The sequence below is a fragment of the Streptomyces sp. NPDC054770 genome (assembly GCF_053611985.1).
Window position 1 is genome coordinate 61,461 of sequence record NZ_JBSHBL010000024.1, and the last position, 20,437, is coordinate 81,897.

21 protein-coding genes are annotated in these 20,437 nt (G+C 72.2%); 11 read left to right on the top strand and 10 right to left on the bottom strand.

Going from position 1 to position 20,437, the window contains the following annotated elements; translation table 11 throughout:
• Positions 1–19 precede the first annotated feature (19 nt).
• Positions 20–1,066, bottom strand: a complete 1,047-nt coding sequence (locus ACWGKQ_RS21950; RefSeq protein WP_453293620.1) for a hypothetical protein — start codon at positions 1,064–1,066, stop codon at positions 20–22.
• A gap of 184 nt (positions 1,067–1,250) precedes the next feature.
• On the opposite strand from ACWGKQ_RS21950, the gene ACWGKQ_RS21955 reads away from it, so the two are divergent.
• A complete protein-coding gene (locus tag ACWGKQ_RS21955) occupies positions 1,251–1,652 on the top strand; it encodes a MarR family winged helix-turn-helix transcriptional regulator (protein WP_453293679.1) in 402 nt (133 codons plus the stop codon).
• Here ACWGKQ_RS21955 and ACWGKQ_RS21960 read toward each other — a convergent pair.
• Together ACWGKQ_RS21960 and ACWGKQ_RS21965 are read right to left on the bottom strand one after the other, a co-directional pair.
• On the bottom strand, positions 1,613–2,371 hold the full coding sequence (locus tag ACWGKQ_RS21960) for a GNAT family N-acetyltransferase (RefSeq protein ID WP_453293621.1): 759 nt from the start codon (positions 2,369–2,371) through the stop codon (positions 1,613–1,615). The genes ACWGKQ_RS21955 and ACWGKQ_RS21960 overlap by 40 nt on opposite strands.
• The gene (locus ACWGKQ_RS21965) at positions 2,368–3,291 is read right to left on the bottom strand and encodes an NADP-dependent oxidoreductase (protein WP_453293622.1); all 924 of its coding nucleotides are present in this window, start codon (positions 3,289–3,291) and stop codon (positions 2,368–2,370) included. The genes ACWGKQ_RS21960 and ACWGKQ_RS21965 overlap by 4 nt, the downstream gene beginning before the upstream one ends.
• 200 nt (positions 3,292–3,491) lie before the next feature.
• Between ACWGKQ_RS21965 and ACWGKQ_RS21970 the strand changes: the two genes are divergently transcribed.
• Both ACWGKQ_RS21970 and ACWGKQ_RS21975 read left to right on the top strand, forming a co-directional pair.
• Positions 3,492–4,049 carry a hypothetical protein gene (locus ACWGKQ_RS21970; protein ID WP_453293623.1) on the top strand — a complete coding sequence of 186 codons (558 nt, stop codon included), beginning with the start codon at positions 3,492–3,494 and terminating at the stop codon, positions 4,047–4,049.
• Between the two features lie 190 nt (positions 4,050–4,239).
• Positions 4,240–4,827 carry an Rv1733c family protein gene (locus tag ACWGKQ_RS21975; protein WP_453293624.1) on the top strand — a complete coding sequence of 196 codons (588 nt, stop codon included), beginning with the start codon at positions 4,240–4,242 and terminating at the stop codon, positions 4,825–4,827.
• A 6-nt stretch (positions 4,828–4,833) separates the two neighbouring features.
• On the opposite strand, the gene ACWGKQ_RS21980 is transcribed toward ACWGKQ_RS21975, so the two are convergent.
• The gene (locus ACWGKQ_RS21980) at positions 4,834–6,192 is read right to left on the bottom strand and encodes an 8-oxoguanine deaminase (protein ID WP_453293625.1); all 1,359 of its coding nucleotides are present in this window, start codon (positions 6,190–6,192) and stop codon (positions 4,834–4,836) included.
• 103 nt (positions 6,193–6,295) lie between these two features.
• Here ACWGKQ_RS21980 and ACWGKQ_RS21985 point away from each other — a divergent pair, with 103 nt between their 5' ends.
• The 4 genes from ACWGKQ_RS21985 to ACWGKQ_RS22000 all read left to right on the top strand — a co-directional run bounded on the left by ACWGKQ_RS21985 (position 6,296) and on the right by ACWGKQ_RS22000 (position 9,802).
• Entirely contained in the window at positions 6,296–7,264 is a 969-nt protein-coding gene (locus ACWGKQ_RS21985; protein ID WP_453293626.1) for an acetylxylan esterase, read from the top strand.
• 13 nt (positions 7,265–7,277) lie between these two features.
• Entirely contained in the window at positions 7,278–7,682 is a 405-nt protein-coding gene (locus ACWGKQ_RS21990; RefSeq protein ID WP_453293627.1) for a nuclear transport factor 2 family protein, read from the top strand.
• 89 nt (positions 7,683–7,771) lie between these two features.
• On the top strand, positions 7,772–8,938 hold the full coding sequence (locus ACWGKQ_RS21995) for a serine hydrolase domain-containing protein (protein WP_453293628.1): 1,167 nt from the start codon (positions 7,772–7,774) through the stop codon (positions 8,936–8,938).
• 120 nt (positions 8,939–9,058) lie between these two features.
• Positions 9,059–9,802, top strand: a complete 744-nt coding sequence (locus tag ACWGKQ_RS22000; RefSeq protein ID WP_453293629.1) for a GntR family transcriptional regulator — start codon at positions 9,059–9,061, stop codon at positions 9,800–9,802.
• Here ACWGKQ_RS22000 and ACWGKQ_RS22005 read toward each other — a convergent pair.
• The 6 genes from ACWGKQ_RS22005 to ACWGKQ_RS22030 all read right to left on the bottom strand — a co-directional run bounded on the left by ACWGKQ_RS22005 (position 9,780) and on the right by ACWGKQ_RS22030 (position 16,815).
• Positions 9,780–10,535, bottom strand: coding sequence for a class I SAM-dependent methyltransferase (locus tag ACWGKQ_RS22005; protein WP_453293630.1), 756 nt, complete (start codon positions 10,533–10,535; stop codon positions 9,780–9,782). The genes ACWGKQ_RS22000 and ACWGKQ_RS22005 overlap by 23 nt on opposite strands.
• Before the next feature lie 100 nt (positions 10,536–10,635).
• Positions 10,636–12,543 carry a hypothetical protein gene (locus ACWGKQ_RS22010; protein ID WP_453293631.1) on the bottom strand — a complete coding sequence of 636 codons (1,908 nt, stop codon included), beginning with the start codon at positions 12,541–12,543 and terminating at the stop codon, positions 10,636–10,638.
• Positions 12,544–12,825: 282 nt separating this feature from the next.
• The gene (locus ACWGKQ_RS22015; RefSeq protein WP_453293632.1) at positions 12,826–13,587 is read right to left on the bottom strand and encodes an SDR family NAD(P)-dependent oxidoreductase; all 762 of its coding nucleotides are present in this window, start codon (positions 13,585–13,587) and stop codon (positions 12,826–12,828) included.
• Positions 13,584–14,885 (bottom strand): histidinol dehydrogenase, encoded by a 1,302-nt coding sequence (gene hisD, locus ACWGKQ_RS22020; RefSeq protein WP_453293633.1) that lies wholly within the window; start codon positions 14,883–14,885, stop codon positions 13,584–13,586. The genes ACWGKQ_RS22015 and hisD overlap by 4 nt, the downstream gene beginning before the upstream one ends.
• 29 nt (positions 14,886–14,914) lie before the next feature.
• Positions 14,915–15,850, bottom strand: coding sequence for a VOC family protein (locus tag ACWGKQ_RS22025; protein ID WP_453293634.1), 936 nt, complete (start codon positions 15,848–15,850; stop codon positions 14,915–14,917).
• Complete coding sequence (locus ACWGKQ_RS22030; protein ID WP_453293635.1) at positions 15,847–16,815, bottom strand: fumarylacetoacetate hydrolase family protein; 969 nt, start codon at positions 16,813–16,815, stop codon at positions 15,847–15,849. Before ACWGKQ_RS22030 ends, ACWGKQ_RS22025 begins: the two co-directional genes overlap by 4 nt.
• 268 nt (positions 16,816–17,083) lie before the next feature.
• On the opposite strand from ACWGKQ_RS22030, the gene ACWGKQ_RS22035 reads away from it, so the two are divergent.
• From ACWGKQ_RS22035 to ACWGKQ_RS22050, 4 genes are read left to right on the top strand one after another with little or no spacing between them, the layout of a single operon-like run.
• On the top strand, positions 17,084–17,389 hold the full coding sequence (locus ACWGKQ_RS22035) for an antibiotic biosynthesis monooxygenase family protein (RefSeq protein WP_453293636.1): 306 nt from the start codon (positions 17,084–17,086) through the stop codon (positions 17,387–17,389).
• 49 nt (positions 17,390–17,438) lie between these two features.
• Positions 17,439–18,563 carry an FAD-dependent monooxygenase gene (locus tag ACWGKQ_RS22040; protein WP_453293637.1) on the top strand — a complete coding sequence of 375 codons (1,125 nt, stop codon included), beginning with the start codon at positions 17,439–17,441 and terminating at the stop codon, positions 18,561–18,563.
• Positions 18,560–19,564 carry an amidohydrolase family protein gene (locus ACWGKQ_RS22045; protein ID WP_453293638.1) on the top strand — a complete coding sequence of 335 codons (1,005 nt, stop codon included), beginning with the start codon at positions 18,560–18,562 and terminating at the stop codon, positions 19,562–19,564. Before ACWGKQ_RS22040 ends, ACWGKQ_RS22045 begins: the two co-directional genes overlap by 4 nt.
• Positions 19,561–20,430, top strand: coding sequence for a cyclase family protein (locus tag ACWGKQ_RS22050; RefSeq protein ID WP_453293639.1), 870 nt, complete (start codon positions 19,561–19,563; stop codon positions 20,428–20,430). The genes ACWGKQ_RS22045 and ACWGKQ_RS22050 overlap by 4 nt, the downstream gene beginning before the upstream one ends.
• The last annotated feature ends 7 nt before the right edge of the window (positions 20,431–20,437 follow it).

Sequence of the window (20,437 nt, forward strand, 5' to 3'; positions counted from 1 at the left end):
CCGTCCGCCGGTCGGGTGGTCAGACGCCGACCGTCTCCTCGGTCTCCTCCTCGGCCTCCGCGACCAGTTCGGCAGGGGAGTCGGGTACGGCCACGGAGGCGGCCTGGGCCGTCCCGGGCCGCTCGTGGGCCGCGGCGATCGCGGTGACCGCGAGTCCGGCCAGCAGCCAGACCGCGAGGGTCCACACGTTGCGGCTCAGGCCGTCGCTGCCGAAGTACAGCAGGCTGCGGACGCCCTCGACGAAGCCGGCCCCGTTCCAGAAGGCGTGCAGGGTGCCGAAGAAGCCGTTCTGCAACTCGGGGCGGAACAACCCGCCGGAGCTGGTGAAGTTGAGCATCACGAACAGCACCATCATGGTCAGCGTGGTCCACCGCTTGAGGAAGGTGTGCAGGCCGACGCCGATGAAGAGGATGCCGGCGGAGTAGAGCCAGGCCATGCCCCAGACACCGGCCAGGTCGTGGTGGGCGAGGCGGAACACCGGTCCGGCGAGCAGGGCGCCGATGCCGCTGACGACGGCGGAGACGCCGAGCGCCAGCAGGGCGCGTATCCGCATGGGGAGCTCCGCGCCGGCCGCGCCGAGAGCGGCGACCGAGGCGTAGGAGCCGATGCTCAGGGCGATGAGCAGGAAGAAGAGGCCCTGTCCTGTGGGGTCGTCGGCGACCGGCTTCGCCACGTCGGTGACCTTGAGGGCCACGCCCTCCTGGTCGGCGAGCGGGGTGAAGGCCTTCTCGACGGCCGTGGCGCCCATGTCGGAGGCGGCGCTGGCGACGATCAGTTCCGGCGCCTTGGCGCTCGGCACATAGGCGCCGGTCACAGTACGGGACCTGAGCAGGTCGACGGCCGCGGCGCGGGTGGGGACGGTACGGACGCCGAGCTTGTCGCCGGCGGTGTCCTTGATGGTCTGCGCCAACACCTTCGCTTCCGGTCCGGCCCCGACCACGGCCACGGGCAGGTGGTTCGGCTCCGGGTGGACGAACGCACCCATGTAGGCGAGCCCCATGCCCAGGCACATCAGCAGCGGGGTGATCAGGTGCGTGAGCACATGGCGCAGTGCCGGTGACCTCATCGCGTACGACCTCCAGATCCTTGCGGCCAAACTAGTTGGCTTATACAACTCACGGGCAAGTTGTACTATACAACTAGACCGTCGGAGGAGGTATTCCCGTGAGGGCGTTGCGGTGGAAGGCGCGGCCGTCGAAGGTGTTCCCGTGACCGCGGCGGAGACGGCAGTCGAGACGATCCAGCGTGAGATGACGACCTTCGCGCGCCGGGCCCGGGCATCGGCCGGACGTATGCACCCCGAGCTGTCGCTGGTGTCGTACACGCTGCTCGGGCATCTGGAGGAGCGCGGCGGCTGCCGGGCCACCGATCTGGCCGCGCACTACGCGCTGGACAAGTCGACGGTCAGCCGGCAGGTGGCGGCGCTGGAGCAGGCGGGGCTGGTCGAGCGGCGCCTGGACCCGGAGGACCACCGGGTCCAGGTGCTGCATCTGACGGAGGCCGGGCAGGAGATCCTGGCCCAGGTCACGCGGAGCCGCCGGGCCGCCTTCCGGGAGCGGCTGGCGGACTGGCCGGAGGAGGACCTGGTCAGGTTCGCCGGATACCTGGAGCGCTACAACGCCGGGGCCCCGGCGGGCTCCGCCGACGACTGACCCAGCTGCTCGGGCACCCTGACCGCGAGGAAGGCGGTGCGGCGGCGCAGGCGGAAGCCGAGCGACTCGTACAGCCGGATCGCGGTGGTGTTCTCGGCGCCGGTGTGCAGGAAGGGTGTCTCGCCGCGTTCCCGGATGCCGTGCGCGACCGCGCGGATGAGCCGGGTCGCGAGGCCCTCGCCGCGGTGGGCCTGGTCGGTGCAGACCGCGCTGATCTCGGTCCAGCCCGGCGGGTGCAGCCGCTCCCCCGCCATCGCGATCAGCTTGCCGTCGCGGCGGATGCCCAGATAGGTGCCGAGTTCGATGGTGCGGGGCAGGAACGGGCCGGGGCGGGTGCGCGCGACCAGGTCGAGAATCTCCGGTACGTCGGCCGGACCGAGCCGGATCGCCTCCGGCTCCGGAGCCGCCGCCATGCCCTCGTCCACCAGCTGCACGCCCGCGATGTTCATCGTGAGCTCCCAGCCGTCCGGGAGCTCTCCGAGGTAGCCGGCCAGCCCGATCTCCGTGCCGGGGCCGGCCAGGGCGGCGAGATCCGCCCAGTCGTCGGCGTTCGGGGCCTCCGGCAGCGCCAGCCACGGGGAGACGTCGACCGGGTAGCGCAGGATCCGGCCGCGCCGCTCGGCGAAGCGGGCGTGCGGGCCGGTGAGCGAGGCGCGGGCGGCGTTGTCCAGGACGTGCGGGGCGCCCTCGCGGGCCTCGCGGGAGTTCGGGACGCTCATCCGGCGACCTCGATCACGATCTTGCCGAGGGCGTGCCCGTCCTCGACGGTACGCAGCGCCTCGTCGGCCCTGTCCAGCGGGAAGGTCCGCGAGACATGGGGGTCCAGTTCACCGGCGACGACGAGTTCGGCCACCTCGTCCAGGACCGCGGCGGTCCTGGCGCGTTCCACCCGGGCGCCGCCCAGCGCGGCGACGGTCTGCGGCGGGGCACCCGCGGTGATCAGCTTGGTGCGGTCGGCGAGGAGCCCGGCCGCCTCGGTGAGCACCTCGCCGCCGACCAGGTCGTAGACGCCGTCCACGCCCCCGGGCGCGGCCGCCCGCACCCGGTCGGCCCACCCCGGGCCGGAGGGCACGTGCACGGCGCCCAACGACTCCACGACGTCCTTCTTGGCCTCGCTCGCCACGCCCAGCACCCGCAGCCCCCAGGCACGGGCGACCTGGAGGGCCGCCGCGCCGACCCCGCCGCCCGCACCGGTGACCAGCAGGGTCGCGCCCTCGGGCAGGTCGAGCTGGCGTACGCCGTCGTAGGCGGTGGCCGCGGCCACGGGCAGGGTGGCGGCGTCGGTGAAGGACAGCGCGGCGGGCTTGTGCGCCGTCACGGACGCCGTCAGCAGGGCGTACTCGGCGAACGCGCCGCTGGGCGTGTTGCCGAAGACCTCGTCGCCGGCCGCGAACCCGGTCACGCCCGCGCCGGTCTCCTCGACCACACCGGCGGCCTCGCTGCCCAGGACGACCGGGAAGCGCGCCTCCCCCTCGCCGGGGCGGCGGAAGCCGTTGCGCAGCTTCCAGTCGACGGGGTTGACCCCCGCCGCGCGGACCGAGATCAGCAGTTCACCGGGGCCGGGAACGGGCCGGTCGACGTCGGCGAAGGCCTCCGTCTCGGGCCCGCCGTGCCTGGTGTAGACGTACGCCTTGGGCATCGTGTTTCCTCGCTCTCTGGTGCCTCACCGGTGTCCCGGCGGCCGCAATCAGCGCCAAGGACGGGCACGCGGCCGCTATTCCCGCGCGCGTGGATCGTTCATACGGCCGCAATGATCGGGGTCCTGACCTGGGTTCTTCACTCCCCTTCTGCGGCGCCCGGCACTACGATGCGCGGGCTCGCCCGTCGAGGGCAGGGGGGATGATGCAGCCGACGCTGACGCTGAGGTACGTCCCGGAGGCCGACGACCTCCTCGAAGTGCTCACCCGCGCGCCCGTGCTGCGGCGTCTGCGCGGGCGGGCACTGGGCCAGGCGGTCGTCGTTCTCGTGGCCCTGTGGAGCCTGGTGGTGTTGCTGGCCGTCGCCGGACCGGCCTGGCAGTGGTGGATTCCCGCCCTGGTGCTCGCGATGGTTCTGGTCCGCTTCGTCGTCAGGTCGTTCGCCGTCACCTCGCGGCAGAGTCTGCGCCGCAGGGCGCGCGCGATCCGGCGGCGCTCACCGAGAATGCGGCTGGCGCACGAGACGGAGATCGGACCGGACGCCCTGACGATCAGCATGGAGGGGCGGACCGTTGTCCATGCCTGGTCCCAGTTCGGTTCGTTCACGGAATCCGACAGACAGTTCGTCCTCCTGGACCCCGCGGGCCATGCCACCGTCCTCCTGCCCAAACGCGGCCTGTCGGACCCGGCGCTCGCGCCGGTCTGCCGCGACCTCCTCACCCGGTACATCGCAGGCACCTCCGCCTCATCTGGTGCCTGACCGGCGCCCGGCCGGGGCGCGCGGCGGAACCTGTGCTTCAGCCGCTGACGCATCCGGGGACTCCGGGGAGAGCGGGTGCTCCGTTCGGGGTACCACTCCCGTGTGGACGCTCGCATGCGAGCGGGGGCACGCTGGGAGCTGCGGACCGGCTGTCCGGCCCTCCGGCTCTTGTGGCGGCGAGGAGGTCGACATGCGTATCCGGGTGCGTGACTGGCGCTGGCGGCAGAACCCGCTGCGGCGCAAGTCCGACGTGGTGGAGGCGTGGATCGCGCTGGCCGTCGTGGCCCTGCTGTGCGTGGGCGCGCCCCTGGTCGGGGCGGTCGCCGGGTTGTGGGCCCATGAGCAGGCGCGGTCGGTGGCGGCGGCGGAGCGAGCCCAGCGGCACATGGTGAGGGCCGTGGTGGTCGGCGGCACCCCGGAGCAGCTGCCCTCGGTGCAGGGCGGCGACCGGGCGCACGCCTACCAGACGAGTGTCCGCTGGACCGTGCCCGGAACGGGGACGAGGACCGCCCTGGCCCTGGTTCCGGCCGGGACCAGGACCGGTGATGTGGTGGACGTGTGGTTCGACCGGCAGGGGCACGGCGTCGCCCCGCCGCCCGACGACGTCGCCGTCTGGCAGCACACGGTCACCGTGGGCCTGTGCGGGGCGGCCGGCGCGGCGGCCGTGGTGCTGATCGGCCACGGTGTCGTACGCCGGGTGGCCCTGCGCCACCGGCTCGCCGAGTGGGAGCAGGAGTGGGCCCGCACCGGACCGGACTGGACCCGGGGGCGCGCCTGAAATCTCCTAGCCGACCATCTGGATGCGGCGGGCCACGCGCGCGTGGGTGCGCAGTGCGTCGGTGAGTCCGGGCAGGACGGGCTCGCCCGTGTCGACCAGTACCCGGCCGGCCACCACCGTCGTCCACGCCCGTGCGGGTCCGCAGCGCAGCCAGGCCTCGACGGGGTCGGTGAGGGCGCCGGCCAGGGCGACCTCGTGGAGGTCCCAGACGACCAGGTCGGCGCAGGCGCCGGGGCGCAGGTGGCCGAGTTCGTCGGCGCGGCCCAGGCAGCGGGCCGAGCCGCGGGTGGCGATGTCCAGGGCGTCCCGGGCGGTCATGGCGGCGGGTCCGCCCCGGTAGCGGCCGAGCAGCAGGGCGTTGCGGGTCTCCATCCAGAGCGAGGCGTGATCCGTGGAGGCCGAGCCGTCGCAGCCGATCCCGACGGGCAGTCCGAGGTCGCGCATCTCGCGCACCCGGGCGGTGCCGCCGCCGATGAGCATGTTGGAGCTGGGGCAGTGCGCCACGCCGACGCCCGCGGCCGCGAGGCGCCCCAGTTCGGCGTCGTTCGGGTAGATGCAGTGGGCGACCCAGGTGCGGTCGCTCATCCAGCCGCAGTCCTCGAAGTACTCGACGGGACGGCAGCCGTAGGTCTCCAGGCAGTAGGTGTCCTCGTCACGGTCCTCGGCGAGGTGGGTGTGCAGCCGGACGTCGTACCGCTCGGCGAGTTCGGCGGTCGCGGTCATCACCTCCTTGGTCACCGAGAAGGGCGAGCAGGGGGCGAGCGCGACCCGGATCAGGGCACCCGGTTCGGGGTCGTGGTGGGCCTTGACGAGCCGTTCGCTGTCGGCGAGGACCTCGTCGGTGGTCTGGGTGACGCTCCTTGGCGGCAGTCCGCCGTCCTCGACTGAGCGGGTCATCGAACCGCGGGTGGCGTGGAAGCGGAAGCCGATGTCGCGGGCCGCGCGGATCTCGGCGTCGACCAGGCCGGGGCGCGGATGCACATAGAGGTGGTCGGAGGAGGTGGTGCAGCCGCCCATGAGGAGTTCCGCCATGCCTACGTACGCGGAGACGTAGGCGGCCTCCTCGTCGAGGGCCGCCCACAGGGGGTAGAGGGTGGTCAGCCAGTCGAAGAGGGAGCCGCCCACGGCGGGGGCGTAGGAGCGGGTGAGGTTCTGGTAGATGTGGTGGTGGGTGTTGACGAGGCCGGGGGTGACGAGCCGTCCGGAGGCGGAGCGGACCGTACGGGCCTCGGGTTCGGTGCCCGCGGTGCCGACCGCGGTGACCCGACCACCGGCTATGGCCACCCAGCCGCCCGGGATCTCCTGCCCGCCGTCCACGACGAGCAGTCCGGCGTCCCTGACCAGCAGATCAACGGCAGACGGCATGGCCTCATCGTAGGCGCCGGGCGACGCAGAGGCCTGGCGACTCGTCGGACCACCCACGTACGGTGTGATCATCCGCACCTACCCTTCACAAAGGCGGTTGTCGATGGCCCTGTTCGACCTTCCCCTGGACGAGCTCCGCGAACACCGCAGCGAGTCGGTGGCGCCCGACGACTTCGACGCCTTCTGGTCAAAGACGCTCCAGGAGGCCCGCGAACACGATCTCGACGCCCGCTTCGAGCCGGTCGACACCGGGCTGTCCACGGTGGACGTCTACGACGTGACGTTCGCCGGGTTCGGCGGCCACCCGGTCAAGGGCTGGCTGCGGCTGCCGGCCGGTGCCACCGAACCGCTGCCGCTGGTCGTGGAGTTCGTCGGGTACGGCGGCGGCCGCGGGCTGCCGCACGAGAACCTGCTCTGGGCGTCGACGGGACGGGCGCACTTCACCATGGACACCCGCGGCCAGGGCAGCGCCTGGGGCGGCGGGGGCGGCACCGCGGACCCGGTGGGCGGCGCACCGGCGTACCCCGGGTTCATGACCCGGGGCATCGAGGCGCCGGAGAACTACTACTACCGGCGGGTGTTCACGGACGCGGTACGGGCGGTGGAGGCGGCCCGTTCGCACCCGCTGACCGACGCCACGCGGACCGCGGCGCTCGGGGCCAGCCAGGGCGGCGGGATCACCGTGGCCGTCGGCGGTCTGGTCCCGGACCTGGTGGCGGTCGCGCCGGACGTGCCGTTCCTGTGCGACTTCCCGCGCGCCACCACGCTGACGGACCGTCACCCGTACCGGGAGATCGCCCTGTTCCTCAAGACCCATCGCGGCCGCTCGGCGGATGTGCAGCGCACCCTCTCCTACTTCGACGGGGTGCACTTCGCGGCGCGCGGCCGGGCCCCGGCGCTGTTCTCGGCGGGCCTGGAGGACCAGACCTGCCCGCCGTCCACGGTCTTCGCGGCCTTCAACTCCTGGGCGCACGAGGACAAGACGATCGAGGTGTACGACTACAACGACCACGAGGGCGGCGGCCCGTACCAGGAGGCGGCGAAGCTGCGCTGGCTGCGCTCGTACGTCTGAGGAGGCGGCGGAGATGGACACGCGCGAGGCCGCCGAGCGGTTCGTCCGGGTCTGGGAGCGGGGCTGGGCCGCGCACGACGTGGAGGCGCTGCTCGCCCTGTACGCCGAGGACTGCGTGCACCGCTCGATGCCGTTCCGCGAACCGCACCGGGGGCGGGACGCGCTCGCCGCCTATCTGCGCTGGTCGTTCGAGGCCGAGCGGGTGCCGGACGTGAGGTTCTCGGCCCCGCTGGTGGGTCCGGACGGGGTCGCGGCGGCGGAGTTCCGGGTGCGGTCCGAGGAGGGCGGTACGGCGGCCACGCTGGCGGGGTGCGTTTTCGTGCGGTTCGACGCGCGGGGTCTGGCGGTGGAGTCCCGCGACTACTGGCACGGCACCGAGGGGCATCAGGAGCCGGCCGGGCGGCTCTTCCTGCTCTGATCTTCCCTCCGGTCCGACCAGTCGGTACGTTCGGGGTGCCCGGACCGCAGCGTCGCGGTCCGGGTTTTCCGGCGTACGACGGAGGACGCATGTCCGAGCACGAGCCACAGGTCCACGGCCACTGCGCACCGCGTTTCGCGGCGGTGCGGGAGGCGTTCGAGGAGAACTTCCGGGACCGGGAGGAACTGGGCGCCGCCGTCGCGGTGACGGTCGGCGGCGAGACCGTGGTGGACCTCTGGGGCGGCTGGGCGGATCCGGCACACCGCCGGCCGTGGGAGCGCGACACCCTGGTCAACGTCTGGTCCACCACCAAGGGGCCGGTGGCCCTGTGCGCGCACCTCCTCGCCGACCGGGGACTGCTCGACCTCGACGCGCCGGTGGCCGACTACTGGCCCGAGTTCGCGGCGGCCGGCAAGGAGCGGGTGCTGGTCCGCCATCTGCTCTCGCACCGGGCCGGACTGTCCGGCCTGCGCGAGCCGCACTCGCTCCAGGACCTCTACGACTGGGAGCTGACGACCGCGCGGCTGGCGGCGACGGAGCCCTGGTGGGAGCCGGGGACCGGGTCCGGTTACCACGCGCTGACCTACGGCTTCCTGGTCGGCGAGGTGGTGCGGCGGGTGTCGGGGCTGCGCCCGGGCGCCTTCCTGGAGCGGGAGGTCACCAGGCCGCTCGGGATCGACTTCACCGTCGGACTGCCGGAGAAGGAATCGGGCCGGGCGGCCGAACTGGTGCATCCCCGGGTCCTGTCGGACAGTGAACAGGCTGCGATCTTCAGCCAGTTGACGCCCGTCGCCGTCGCCGCGCTGGCCAACCCGGGCGTGGGCGCGAGCGCGGCCAACACCCCCGAGTGGCGGGCGGCCGAGATCCCGGCGGCCAACGGGCACGGCACGGCCCGCGCGGTAGCGGCGCTGTACGGGGTGTTCGCCGGCCGGGGCGAGTACGGCGGCCTGCGCGTGCTGTCCCCGGCGGCCGCCGAGCGGGTGCGGGAGGGCCAGGGCAGCTGCCGTGACCTGGTGCTGGGGGCGGGTTTCGAGCACGACACCGAAATCGGGCTGGGGCTGTGGCTGAGCGGGCGGAACGGCTCGTACGGTCCGAACCCGCGGGCCTTCGGGCACGACGGGTTCGGCGGCTCCTGCGGGTTGGCCGACCCGGAAGCAGGCGTCTCCCTCGGCTACGTCATGAACCGCATGGGACCGCGGATCGCGGACGACCCCCGAAAGACGGCCCTGGTCAACGCCGTTTACGCGAGTCTGTGAGGCCCGCACGGTTTCGGCCGAACCCGTCGGCCGCTCTTCCCTCATGGTTTAGACCAATGCTAGATGTGGTCGCGGAACGAACCCGCACGGCTACTTCTTGTCACCCCCAGGAGGAGCGGCATGGCCCGCACCACCCCGCACGAGCACTCCGAGACCGAAGGGCAGCCCCTGTACTGGCGGATCGCGACACAACTCCTCGGCGAACTGCGCGACGGCACCCTGCCGCCGGGTGAACGGCTTCCCGCGGAACGGCAGTTGGCGCAGCACTTCGGCGTCAGCCGGGAGACCGTCCGGCAGGCGCTGGAGGTGCTGCGGCACAGCGGACTGGTGGCCACCGACCGGCGCGGCAGCCATGCGACCCTGCACGGCCGTCCGGTGGAGAGCCCGGTCTCCCTGGCCTTCCCGGTGGGCGCCGGAGCCATGGAACACGGCGCGGTCGACCGGGCCACGGTGACCTGGGAGGAGCCACCGCCCGAGCACGCGGCGGCGCTGGGGCTGGCCCCGCACCGGCCGACCCTGGTGCACCGCTACGAGTCCGCCTCCCCCGACGGGCACGCCCTGCGCACCGCCGTGACCTCCTTCTCGGCGGTGGCCCTGACCGAGGTCGAGGAACTGGGCCGCTACCGGGACCGGGCCGACGGCAGTGCCGCGGCGCAGCTGCGCCGGGCCTACGACTGGATGCGCAAGGCAGGCCTCACCCTGCACCACCGGGACTCCATCACCCAGGTCGCGGACGCATCCTCGGTCCGGGTGACCCGCCGGGTGCACGACCAGTACGCCCGGCCGCTGGAGATCACCGACCTGGTGGTGGACGCCCAGCAGGACGCGCTGGTCTACGAGTTCACGGTGCCGGCCGCGGGTTGACGGCGTCGGGCTGACGGCGTCGGGCCACGACCAGCCGGGCGCGCGGGCTGCCGTCGTCGCGCTCGCCGAACTCGGGCAGCGCGGACAGTTCCACGGCGAACCCCGCCCGTGCCAACTCCCCCAGTACCAGGCTGAGTCGGAAGGCCCGGTAGTACATGACGAACGGCGGCCGCCACAGGGTGTTGCGCACCCGCATCACGGCGTCGAAGCCCAGCAGCATCCAGAACCCGGGGCGGGTGGGCCGCGGCGGCGCGAGCACCGGGAAGGCGAAGGTGCCGCCCGGCCGCAGTACCGCGTGCACCTGGTCGAAGAGGCCGGGCAGCTCCCGGGGCAGGAAGTGCCCGAACGCCCCGAAGCTGACGACCAGGTCGAAGGCGGGTCCGAACGGCAGGGCCCGGGCGTCGCCGCGCACGTAGGTGACGTCCGGGCCTTCGGGCGGGGCCTGCCGGCGGGCGACCTCCAGCATGCCGGCGCTGAAGTCGACCCCGGTGACGCTGTGCCGGCACACCTGGGCCAGCACGTCGGTGCCGGCTCCGGTCCCGCAGCACAGGTCGAGGCCGTCCTCGAAGGGGCCGAGCGGGGTGAGCGCCTTCGCGACCGCTTCCAGGACCGGGTCGGGGGTCCGGAAGGGGGTGTGGTCGAACTTCGGGGCCAGCAGGTCGTATCCGCGCTCGACGGAGGACAGGGCCTGGACGGTGAGTTCACGGAGGCTCGGGCCTTCGGGGCTGAACATCCGGCCAGCTTACGGGAGCTTCTGCCGCCGGACACGGAGGAGGCGCGGACCGTGGAAGAGACCGCGCCTCCTGTCCGGTGTCACGTTACGGCGCCGGACATCAGGCCACGGTGAGTGTGAGGGCGCCCGTGTAGCTGGAGCCGGCCGTGATCGCCGTTTCGGTGCCGTCGACCGTCAGCTTGACCGACTTGCCGCGCGGTGCCCGCACGGCCGCGTCGGCCGCGAGGGTGAGGCTGGTCAGGTACGACGTCCCGGTGACCGTCCAGGTGGAGCCGCTGTTCAGCTTCACCACCACGCCGTTGTTGACGGCGGCCTGCACGGTGTTGGTGACGATGCCCAGCTCGTAGAAGGTGGACGAGTCGATGGAGGACACCCGGTGCTTGGCCCTGGTCGCCGAGATGACGCCCTCGACGGACGCGTCCTCGAAGGTGAGGACCATGTTCTTGCCGTTGCGCATGCCGTTGTAGAAGTCGCCCTTCAGCCTGATGGAGCTGAAGGTGGCGGCGCCGTCGGTGGCGTGCACGGCGGTGACGTCGAACGAGGAGTTCTTGGTCGGGTCGGTGGTGGGCTCGGTGTAGACGCCGATGTTCATCATCTTGCCGTTGACGGGGACCGGGCCCGGGTCGTCCAGCTCGATCATCTGGAGGATGACGCCGTCCCGCGGGTTGAGCCTGGCGCCCTGCGAGCCGTCGACCGAAATGGTGGTCTGCTGGCCCTTGTTGAGGAAGGTGGCCCGCTCGGAGTTGATGACGGTGCCGCCGTCCAGGGTGAGTTGCCCGGCGCCGAAGAACATGTAGCCGAAGTGACCGGAGTTCACCACCGTGCTTCGTTCCGGGATGCTCCGCAACTCGGCGTTGGACAGGCCCAGTTCCAGCTCGGTGTTGAGGGCGGCGACGGCGTCGCGGGTGCTGTCGCCGTAGTGCACGACGGCGGCCGGCCCGGCGATGATCGTCGCGTAGGAGCCGACGTCGAAGCGGGAGCCGAGGACGCGCACGGTGGCGTCGCCGATGGCGTAGGTGCCGTAGCCGTAGTCACCGGTGTTGCCGACGTGGGAGTTGATCGCGGTCAGCTTCAGGCCGCTGCCGCCCTCGACCGACAGCGCGCCCCAGGTTTCCGAGAACACGGTCGAGTTGAGGTAGGTGGCGATGCTGCCCGCGCCGATCAGGTTGGTGGCGCGGACGTTGCCGTCCAGGCCCAGCATCCAGGGCACCGACTCCATGTACGGGGTCTCGACGGTGGCCTGGTAGTCGGCGGGCAGGACGCCGTTGCGGGCCCGCAGGAAGGAGTCCCTGACGAGGACGTTGGCGCCGCCGTTGGCGATGACGGTGGTGCGGACCACGCCCTTGTTGCTGATCCGGGCGCCGTCCACGACCAGCCTGGTCGCGGAGCCGTCGCCGACCACGGCCGCGCCGTACCCGGCGAAGTCCGAACGGCCGTTGCCGTCGAGGGTGATGGTGGGGCTCTGCAGGGTGTAGCTGCCGCTCTCGACGTAGACGCCGTTGAAGCACTCGCCGGTGGACGCGATCGACACGTTCCGGGCGGCTGTGTCGGTGACCTTGCCGCCGCGTACGGCGGACAGTACGGACTTCGCGGAGTCGACCCCGCCCGAACCGACGTACAGGGCCTGCCGGAACGGGAAGGTGAGGGTCTGGTAGGTGACGTCGTTGGACTCGGCGACCGTGAGGACGACGTCACCGCGGTAGGTGCCGGCCTGGACGAGGGTCCCGGTGGCTCCGGTCGCGGTGAGCAGCTGGCCGGTCTCCACGCCGTCGACGGTGAGGCTGATGTCGTACCCGTCCGGGGCGACGATCCTGCCGCCGTCGCCGATGGTCAACTGGCTGACCTTGGTGGTCGCGGCGAGTTCGTAGGTCTCCCCCGCGGCGACGGAGATCGTGCTGCCCGGCGCCTTCGGCGCTGCGGTGGCGGTGCCGGAGGCGACCGGGACGAGCACGGCCGCTGTCGCGGCGGAACCGGCGATCAGGAACGAGCGTCGGGATGTCAGCGTCATTGCAGGCCTTTCCACGGGTGGAGTGCGCCATCGCGCAGAGTCACTAGTCGCCGGTCGGAACCAGGGCGACGAAGGCACCGGAGGTGCGCAGGTTGGAGTGAATCAGCCGTGGTAAACCCCGGACAGCCATTGCACACACGCATCCCGGAACCCGATGCCTTCGATCGTGCGGCCCACTTCATGGCGCTCACACAGAGTGGCCACAGTCCCGGACTCTGACCACGCACGACGGCGAGGCGGACGGCCCGCGCACCGTCCACCTCGCCGTACTCGGCCCGGTGCCTACGCCGGTGCGATCATCCCCGCCGACAGGTCGATGTCCGCCCCGCACAGTCCGGGCATCGCCAGCATGGCGACGAGTGCCCGCGCGACCTCGTCCTCCTCCACCAGCCGGCCGAGCGCGGCCCGGGAGGCGAAGTCCCGTTCCGCCTCCTCGACGGTGCAGCCGGTGAGTTCGGCGGTGAGCCGGAAGTTGCGGTCCATGCGGGGCCCCCGGACCGGGCCCGGGGAAAGGGAGTTGACCGCGACACCGGACGGGCCCACCTCGCCGGCCAGGGTCCGGGTGAGGCCGATCAGCGCCATCTTGGAGGCGGTGTAGGGCGTGCGGTTGAGCAGCGGGCGCTTGCCGCTGACCGAGGCGACGTTGACGATGTCGCCCCGTCCGGCGGCGAGCATGGGCGGCAGGAACGCCCGGCACATGAGGTAGACGCCGCGTACGTTGGCGGCGAACACGTCGTCCCACTCGTCGGGTTCGATGTCGACGAGCGGCCGCACCGGTCCGGCGACACCCGCGTTGTTGACGAGCAACGACACCTCCTCGTCGGCGAGTCCGGCGGCCAGCGCGCGCACGGCGGCCGGGTCGGAGACGTCGCACACCGCCGTACGGGCCGCTTCGCCGACCTTGGCCGCCGCCTCCGTGAGGGCCTGCTCGTTCCGGCCGACGAGGATCACCCGGGCCCCGGCGTCGGCGAGCGCCAGCGCGAAGGCCCGGCCCAGCGGCCCTCCCCCGCCGGTGACCAGGGCCGTACGGCCGTCCAGGCTCACGCTTCGTTCCACGGCAGCGCGTCGCCCGCGGCCCTCGCGGCCCGTACGTCACCCGAGCGGGCGTGCCCCTCGAACAGCTCGACCCGGGACGCGCGCCCGCACAGCCGCCCGAGCAGGGCCTGCGAGGCGGTGTCGGTGACCTCCTGGTAGGTGACCGTCTTGAGGTACTTCCCCACCCACAGGCCGCCGGTGTAGCGGGCGGCACCACGTGTGGGCAGCACATGGTTGGTGCCGATGACCTTGTCGCCGAACGACACACAGGTGCCCTCGCCGAGGAACAGGGCGCCGTACTGGGTCATCCGCTCCAGCGCGAGGCGCGGTTCGGCGGTCAGTACCTCGACGTGTTCGAAGGCGAACGCGTCGGCGAGTTCGTAGAGTTCGTCGATCGAGCCGACGACGTGCACCTGGCCGTGGTTGCGCCAGGCGGGCTCCGCGTAGTCGCGGGTGGGCATGCCGGGCAGAAGGCGTTCGACCTCGGCGACGGTCCGCTCGGCGATCTCGCGGGAGGTGGTGATAAGGACCGCCGGGGAGTCCGGGCCGTGCTCGGCCTGGGAGAGCAGGTCGACCGCGCAGACGAACGGGTCGGCCCGGTCGTCGGCGAGGACCAGGATCTCGGTGGGTCCGGCGAACAGGTCGATGCCGATCTCGCCGAACAGCTGGCGCTTGGCCTCGGCGACATACGCGTTGCCGGGTCCTGCGATGAGGTTGACCGGCTCCATGGTGTCGGTGCCCACGGCCATCGCGGCCACCGCCTGGACGCCGCCGAGCAGCCAGATCTCGTCGGCACCGGCCAGGTGCATGGCGGCGACGGTGGCGGCGGGGATCTCGCCGTGGATCGGTGGGGTGCAGGCGACCACCCGTGGCACGCCCGCCACCTTGGCGGTGACGATGGTCATGTGGGCGGAGGCGGTGAGCGGGTAACGGCCGCCGGGGATGTAGGCGCCGGCCGCCTGCACGGGGATGTGCTTCTGGCCCAGCCGCACGCCCGGCAGCGTCTCCACCTCGAACTCGCCCATCGAGTCCAGCTGGTGGCGGGCGAAGTTACGGACCTGCTCCTGCACGAACCTGATGTCGTCGATGACCTGCTGCGGCACCGAGGCGACGATCTTCTCGACCTCCTCCGTGCTCAGCCGGAAGGAGTCCGGGCTCCACTTGTCGAACTTCTCGGAGTACGCGCGCACGGCCGCGTCACCGCGCTCGCGGATGTCCGCGATGACGCCGGCGACGGTCTCGCGCACCTGGCCGAGGGAGGCGGCCACCTCGGCCTTGGGCACGGCGTGCTTCAGGATCTCTGCCACAACTGCGGCCTTTCTCGGGAGGATCGGGGTTACACCGGGGGCGCTTCGAAGAGCACGTCGGGGTCGTTGAACTGCTCCTTGGCGACCGACTCGCTCATCGGGTCGGCGGTGCCCCACTGGTCCTGGGTGATCGGGTCGTCCACGTCGTGCCGGCCGGGGTGCCACAGGTCCTCTTCGAGGACGGCGAGCTCGGTGGTGTACTCGACGGTGTTGCCGTGCGGGTCGTGGAAGTAGGAGAAGGTGTTGTCGCCCGCCAGGTGCCGACCGGGGCCCCAGGTGAGCCGGGTCCCGGCGCGCAGCGCCCGCCCGGTGCCGCGCATGTACTCCTCCACCCCCCGCATCTCGAAAGAGGCGTGGTGCAGCGACACATGGGGGCCGCGCGCGATGGCGAAGGAGTGGTGCAGTGGGCTGCACCGCAGGAAGTACATGAGGTCACCCATGTGCGTGGAGTACAGGGTGTCGGTGAGCCGGAAGCCGAGGTTCTGGATGTAGAAGTCTCGCAGTCCCTCCGGGTCCTGGGAGTTGACCACGCAGTGCGAGAGCCGTACCGGGACGGCCTCGCGCTCCTCGATCCTGCGGTGGGTGCGGGTGGCGACGTCGGCCGAGACCTCGACCACCCGTCCGTCGGGGTCGAAGAAGCGCAGCCCGTAGCCGCCGCCGGGGGTGTCCAGTGCCCGCGGCTCGTGGACGATCTGCACTCCGGCCCGCCCCAGCCGGACCGCGAGTTCGTCCACCGCCGCCGGTGAGACCGCGCCGAAGGCGACGAGGTCCATCCGCTTCCGCTCGTCCTCGCGGATGCGCACGATGTACTGCTCGGGGCTGCCCTCGGCGGCGAAGAACGCGATGCCGCTGTCGTTCGCGACCTCGGTCAGGCCCCAGGTGGTGCCGTAGAAGGCCCGCTGGGTGGCGAAGTCCGGTACGGCCAGGTCGACATGGCGCAGATGGGTGATGGGCTGGAAGCTCATGCGTGGCTCCTGACGGTGTTGCTCTGATGACCGAGGCCGGTGATCTCCGCGTCGATCACGTCTCCGGGCCCCAGGAAGACCCCCCAGTGCGCACCGTTACCGGCCGGGGAGCCGGTGAGCAGCAGGTCGCCGGGGCGCAGGGTGGTGGTCGTGGAGGCGTAGGCGATCAGCCGCGGGATGTCGAAGATCATGTCCTTGGTGGACTCGTCCTGCCGGACCACCCCGTTGTGCCGCAGCGTGATCCGCAGGTCGCCGGGGTCGCCGACGAAGTCCGCGGGGACCAGGAACGGCCCGGTCGGCAGGAAGGTGTCGGCGTTCTTCGCGGTGAACCAGTCGGTGCCGATGGCCTTCAGGTCGGGCCGGTAGAGCCGGTCCCGGGTGGTGAGGTCGTTGCTGATCGTGTAGCCGGCGACGTACGACATCGCCTCCGAGGCCGGGATGTCCTTCCCCGACCTGCCGATGACCAGGGCGAGTTCGAGCTCCCAGTCGTGCTGCTCGCCGAGCGCGGGCAGCACGATGTCGTCGTACGGCCCGCACAGGGCGCGCGGAGAGCCGAGGAAGATGTAGGGGACGCCGTCGCGGATCCGCTCGTCCATCATCTTCTCGGCGTCGGCGCGGGCCTCCTCGGGGGTGGCGCCGTGCACGCTCTCCTTCTCGGCGGCGACCAGATCGACCACGTGCTTGCGGTAGTTGGCGCCGCTCTGCAGGATCTGGCCCGGTTCGATCGGCGTCAGGACCCGCAGGCCGGCCAGGTCGTGCCAGGTGCCGTCGGTGGCGGCGGCCAGCTCGTGCAGGCGGGGCAGCCAGGTGTCCCAGTCCTCGACCAGCGCGCGTACCGACGCCACCAGGCCGGAGAGGTCGCGGACCCGGGTGCCGGCGACCAGGCCGGGGAAGGTGGCGGCTGTGCCGCCGCTGAAGGTGCCGAGCGCGAAGGGTCCGGCGTGGGCGGGGGAAGGTTCGGGCACGGGCGGCTCTCCTCGTACGGGTGGGGGCTCGCCTTCGACGCTAGGCATCGTGCCCGGTCGGCGGAAATGGCCGTTCACGATGGCTGCCATCGCTCGCGCACTCCGCCTGGGCCTGCGCCGATGTCCGGCTGCGCCGGGCGGTACCGCCGGGTGGGACCGCCATCGCCGTCGGGGATGGATGACGTCCCCCTTGTCGATGCCTCGATCCGTTGACCCTGCACCTACCGCCGATCAGGCTCGATGCCACCCCGAACCCGAGGAGCACACCGTGGTAGTCGAGCACGCCGAGCTGACCGTCGAGGAAGGCCGGGAGGCGGAATTCGAGGAGGCCTTCGGCAAAGCCCGTGAGGTGCTCGCCGAGGCGGACGGGTTCCGCTGGGCCGAACTGCTGCGCTGCGACGAGCGGCCGCGGACGTTTCTCCTGCTCGTCGGCTGGGAGTCGGTCGAGGCGCACACGGTCGGCTTCCGGGAGTCGGAGCGGTTCGCGCGCTGGCGGTCCCTGATCGGCCCGTTCTTCGCGGCGCCGCCGGCCGTCGAGCACTACCACGAGCTGGGTCCCCGGTTCACCGGCTGAAAGCTGCTGACCCCCACCATCTGACTTTCTACTTTCGCAAGGATCGCCCATGCCCGTGAACAAGGTGCTCGTCGTCGGCGGCGGCATCACCGGAAGCGTGCTGTGTCTCGCTCTCGCCCAGCGCGGGGTCGAGGTGGAGCTCGTCGAGGTCTCGCCCCAGTGGTTCGGGGTGGGCCATGGCATCACCATCCAGGGCAACGCGCTCAAGGCGCTGCGTTCGGTCGGCGTGCTGGACCGGGTGCTGGCCCGGGCGGTGCCGTTCGACCTCATGCGGCTGCGCCGGGCGGACGGCGGTCTGATCACCGAGCTGGAGACCCCGCACACCGGTGGCGCCGATCTGCCGTCCACGGCGGGCGCGCTCCGCTCGGACCTCCAGAACGCGCTGTGCGACGCGGTGTACGCGCACGGCGTCACCGTCCGCCTGGGCCTGAGCGTGCGCGGCCTCGACCAGGCGGCCGGCCATGTGGACGTGACGTTCACCGACGGCTCCGCCGGCCGCTACGACCTGGTGGTCGGCGCGGACGGCATCAACTCGGCCGTGCGCGCGCTCATCGGTATCTCGGTGAAACCGCGCCCCGTCGGTATGTCGATCTTCCGGGTGGTGGCGCGGCGGCCCGCCGAGATGGACTGCGCCGAGGTGTACTACGGCGGTCCCCGCTACAAGGCCGGCTACAGCCCGATCTCCGACGACCGGTGCTACGCCTACCTCCTGGACGAGAACCTGGACGCCGCCCTGATCGGCCCGCGTGCCTCGCTGGACCTGCTGCGCGCGCGTGGCGCCGGGTACGGCGGCACCTGGGGGAGGATACTCGCCTCGCTGCCGGACGACACGCCGGTGGACTACCGCTGGATCGAGGCGGTGCTGGTGGACGAGGACTGGCACCGGGGCCGGGCCATGGTGATCGGCGACGCGGCGCACGCCTGCCCGCCGCTGATCGCGCAAGGTGCCGCGATGTGCATGGAGGACGCGGTGCTGCTGGCCGAGCTGGTCACCGCCGACGAGCCGGTGGACAGGGCGCTGGCACGGTTCATGGCCCGGCGGCTGCCCCGCGTCCGCATGGTGCTGGACAACTCCCTCCAGCTCGCCGAGTGGGAGATCCACCCGGACACCCCGGGCGCCGACCCGGCCCGGATCATGTCGGAGACCCTCGCTTCCCTGACGGTGGCCGCATGAGCGCGCCCGTCGTCGACTTCCACGGGCATCTAGCAGTGCCCGAGGCCGACGCCCTGGTGGCCGGCACCGCGGGCCTCGCGGCCGAGCTGGCCGCCGAGCAGCGCGCCCACTCCCCCGAGTCACTGGCCGCCAACCGGGCCCAACTCCAGCGTCTGGCATGGAAGTTGACGGACGTTGACGTCCGGCTCGCCGACCTCGACGAGATGGGCGTCGACATCCAGGTGGTCGGCCCGATGCCCATGCACCACTACTGGGCCGGCCCCGGACCGGCGGTGCGGCTGGCCCGTACCGTCAACGAGGCGGTGGCCGCGCACTGCGCCGCCGCGCCCGGCCGGCTCTACGGCCTCGGCACGGTACCGCTGCAGCACCCGGACCTCGCGGTCGCCCTGCTGGACCAGGCGGTGACCGAGCTGGGCCTGTACGGCATCAGTGTCTCCACCAGTGTCGAGGGCCGGGAGCTGGCGGATCCCGCGCACGACGACGTGTGGCTGAAGGCCGAGGAGCTGGGCGCGGTCGTCTTCGTGCACCCCTGGGGCTGCTCGCTCGGCGAGCGGCTCGCCTCGAACTACCTGGGCAACACGGTCGGCCAGCCCACCGAGACCACGGTCGCGCTCTCGCATCTGATCTTCACGGGAGTCCTGGACCGTTTCCCGCGTCTGAAGCTGGTGGCCGCGCACGGCGGCGGCTATCTGCCGACGTACATCGGCCGTTCCGACCACGCCTGGCAGGTCAGGCCGGACGCGCGCGGCTGCGCCGAGCCGCCCAGCTCGTATCTGCGGCGGATGTGGTTCGACGCGCTCGTCTACACGCCTCGCGCGCTGCGCCATCTGGTCGAGGAGGTGGGCGCGGACCGGGTGGTGCTCGGCACCGACCACCCCTTCGACATGGGCATGACCGATCCGGTGGCCCGCCTGGACGCGGCCGGCCTCGACCCGGCCGCACGGGACGCGATCGCTGGGGGCAACGCCCTCGATCTGCTGCTGAAAGGACACACCCGATGACCCTGGGTCCCCTTGAGGAAGAGCTGGCCAAGGCCCGTGCCGCCCACCGCAACCGGGGCCGCTGGGGCGAGGACGACGTGCTGGGCACGCTCAACTTCATCGACGACGCGATCCGCGCGCACGCGGCGAGTCTGGTCCGGCGCGGCCGCTCCTTCTCGCTGGCCCAGGGGTTCGACACAGCCGGCGCCCGGGCATCGACGCGGTGGGACGGGTTGGGCCACGGCCACGACACCGAGCAGGCCTGGCACGGCCGTTCGTGCGGCGACGGCGACAGCGACAGCGACAGCGACAGCGACAGCGACAGCGACAGCGATGGTGTGACCGGCGTCGAGCACCTGCGGGACGCCTTCACCGGCCGCGGGGTGCTGCTCGACGTCGGCCGGGCGTTCGGTGACGCGCGGGGTGAACTCCCCGACGGCTACCCGGTATCGGAGGAGCACCTGCGGGACACCGTCGACGCGCAGGGTGCCACCTCCGGTGTGCGCCGGGGCGACATCGTTCTCGTCCGCACCGGACAGCTCCGCCGGGTACGGCGGCTCGGCGCCTGGGACGGGTACGCGGCCGGGGACGCGCCCGGCCTGTCCTTCACCACCCTCGGCTGGCTGCACCGCACGGAGATCGCGGCCGTCGCCACCGACACCTGGGGCCTGGAGGTGCGGCCGTCCGGGTTCGCCGAGCCGGCGACCGAGCCGCTGCACCGGATCGCCGTCCCCCACCTGGGCCTGCCGCTGGGCGAGCTGTGGGACCTGGAGGCCCTCGCGGAGGACTGCGCGGCCGACGGTGTCTACGAGTTCCTGCTGGTCGCGGCCCCCCTGCCGGTGACCGGCGCGGTCGGTACCCCCGTCAACCCCATCGCAGTCAAGTGAGCCGCCC

Bases quoted from the DNA above. Each gene is read 5' to 3' on its own strand.
- ACWGKQ_RS21950 (WP_453293620.1), bottom strand. From the start codon at position 1,066: ATGAGGTCACCGGCACTGCGCCATGTGCTCACGCACCTGATCACCCCG.
- ACWGKQ_RS21955 (WP_453293679.1), top strand. From the start codon at position 1,251: ATGACGACCTTCGCGCGCCGGGCCCGGGCATCGGCCGGACGTATGCAC.
- ACWGKQ_RS21960 (WP_453293621.1), bottom strand. From the start codon at position 2,371: ATGAGCGTCCCGAACTCCCGCGAGGCCCGCGAGGGCGCCCCGCACGTC.
- ACWGKQ_RS21965 (WP_453293622.1), bottom strand. From the start codon at position 3,291: ATGCCCAAGGCGTACGTCTACACCAGGCACGGCGGGCCCGAGACGGAG.
- ACWGKQ_RS21970 (WP_453293623.1), top strand. From the start codon at position 3,492: ATGATGCAGCCGACGCTGACGCTGAGGTACGTCCCGGAGGCCGACGAC.
- ACWGKQ_RS21975 (WP_453293624.1), top strand. From the start codon at position 4,240: ATGCGTATCCGGGTGCGTGACTGGCGCTGGCGGCAGAACCCGCTGCGG.
- ACWGKQ_RS21980 (WP_453293625.1), bottom strand. From the start codon at position 6,192: ATGCCGTCTGCCGTTGATCTGCTGGTCAGGGACGCCGGACTGCTCGTC.
- ACWGKQ_RS21985 (WP_453293626.1), top strand. From the start codon at position 6,296: ATGGCCCTGTTCGACCTTCCCCTGGACGAGCTCCGCGAACACCGCAGC.
- ACWGKQ_RS21990 (WP_453293627.1), top strand. From the start codon at position 7,278: ATGGACACGCGCGAGGCCGCCGAGCGGTTCGTCCGGGTCTGGGAGCGG.
- ACWGKQ_RS21995 (WP_453293628.1), top strand. From the start codon at position 7,772: ATGTCCGAGCACGAGCCACAGGTCCACGGCCACTGCGCACCGCGTTTC.
- ACWGKQ_RS22000 (WP_453293629.1), top strand. From the start codon at position 9,059: ATGGCCCGCACCACCCCGCACGAGCACTCCGAGACCGAAGGGCAGCCC.
- ACWGKQ_RS22005 (WP_453293630.1), bottom strand. From the start codon at position 10,535: ATGTTCAGCCCCGAAGGCCCGAGCCTCCGTGAACTCACCGTCCAGGCC.
- ACWGKQ_RS22010 (WP_453293631.1), bottom strand. From the start codon at position 12,543: ATGACGCTGACATCCCGACGCTCGTTCCTGATCGCCGGTTCCGCCGCG.
- ACWGKQ_RS22025 (WP_453293634.1), bottom strand. From the start codon at position 15,850: ATGAGCTTCCAGCCCATCACCCATCTGCGCCATGTCGACCTGGCCGTA.
- ACWGKQ_RS22040 (WP_453293637.1), top strand. From the start codon at position 17,439: ATGCCCGTGAACAAGGTGCTCGTCGTCGGCGGCGGCATCACCGGAAGC.
- ACWGKQ_RS22045 (WP_453293638.1), top strand. From the start codon at position 18,560: ATGAGCGCGCCCGTCGTCGACTTCCACGGGCATCTAGCAGTGCCCGAG.
- ACWGKQ_RS22050 (WP_453293639.1), top strand. From the start codon at position 19,561: ATGACCCTGGGTCCCCTTGAGGAAGAGCTGGCCAAGGCCCGTGCCGCC.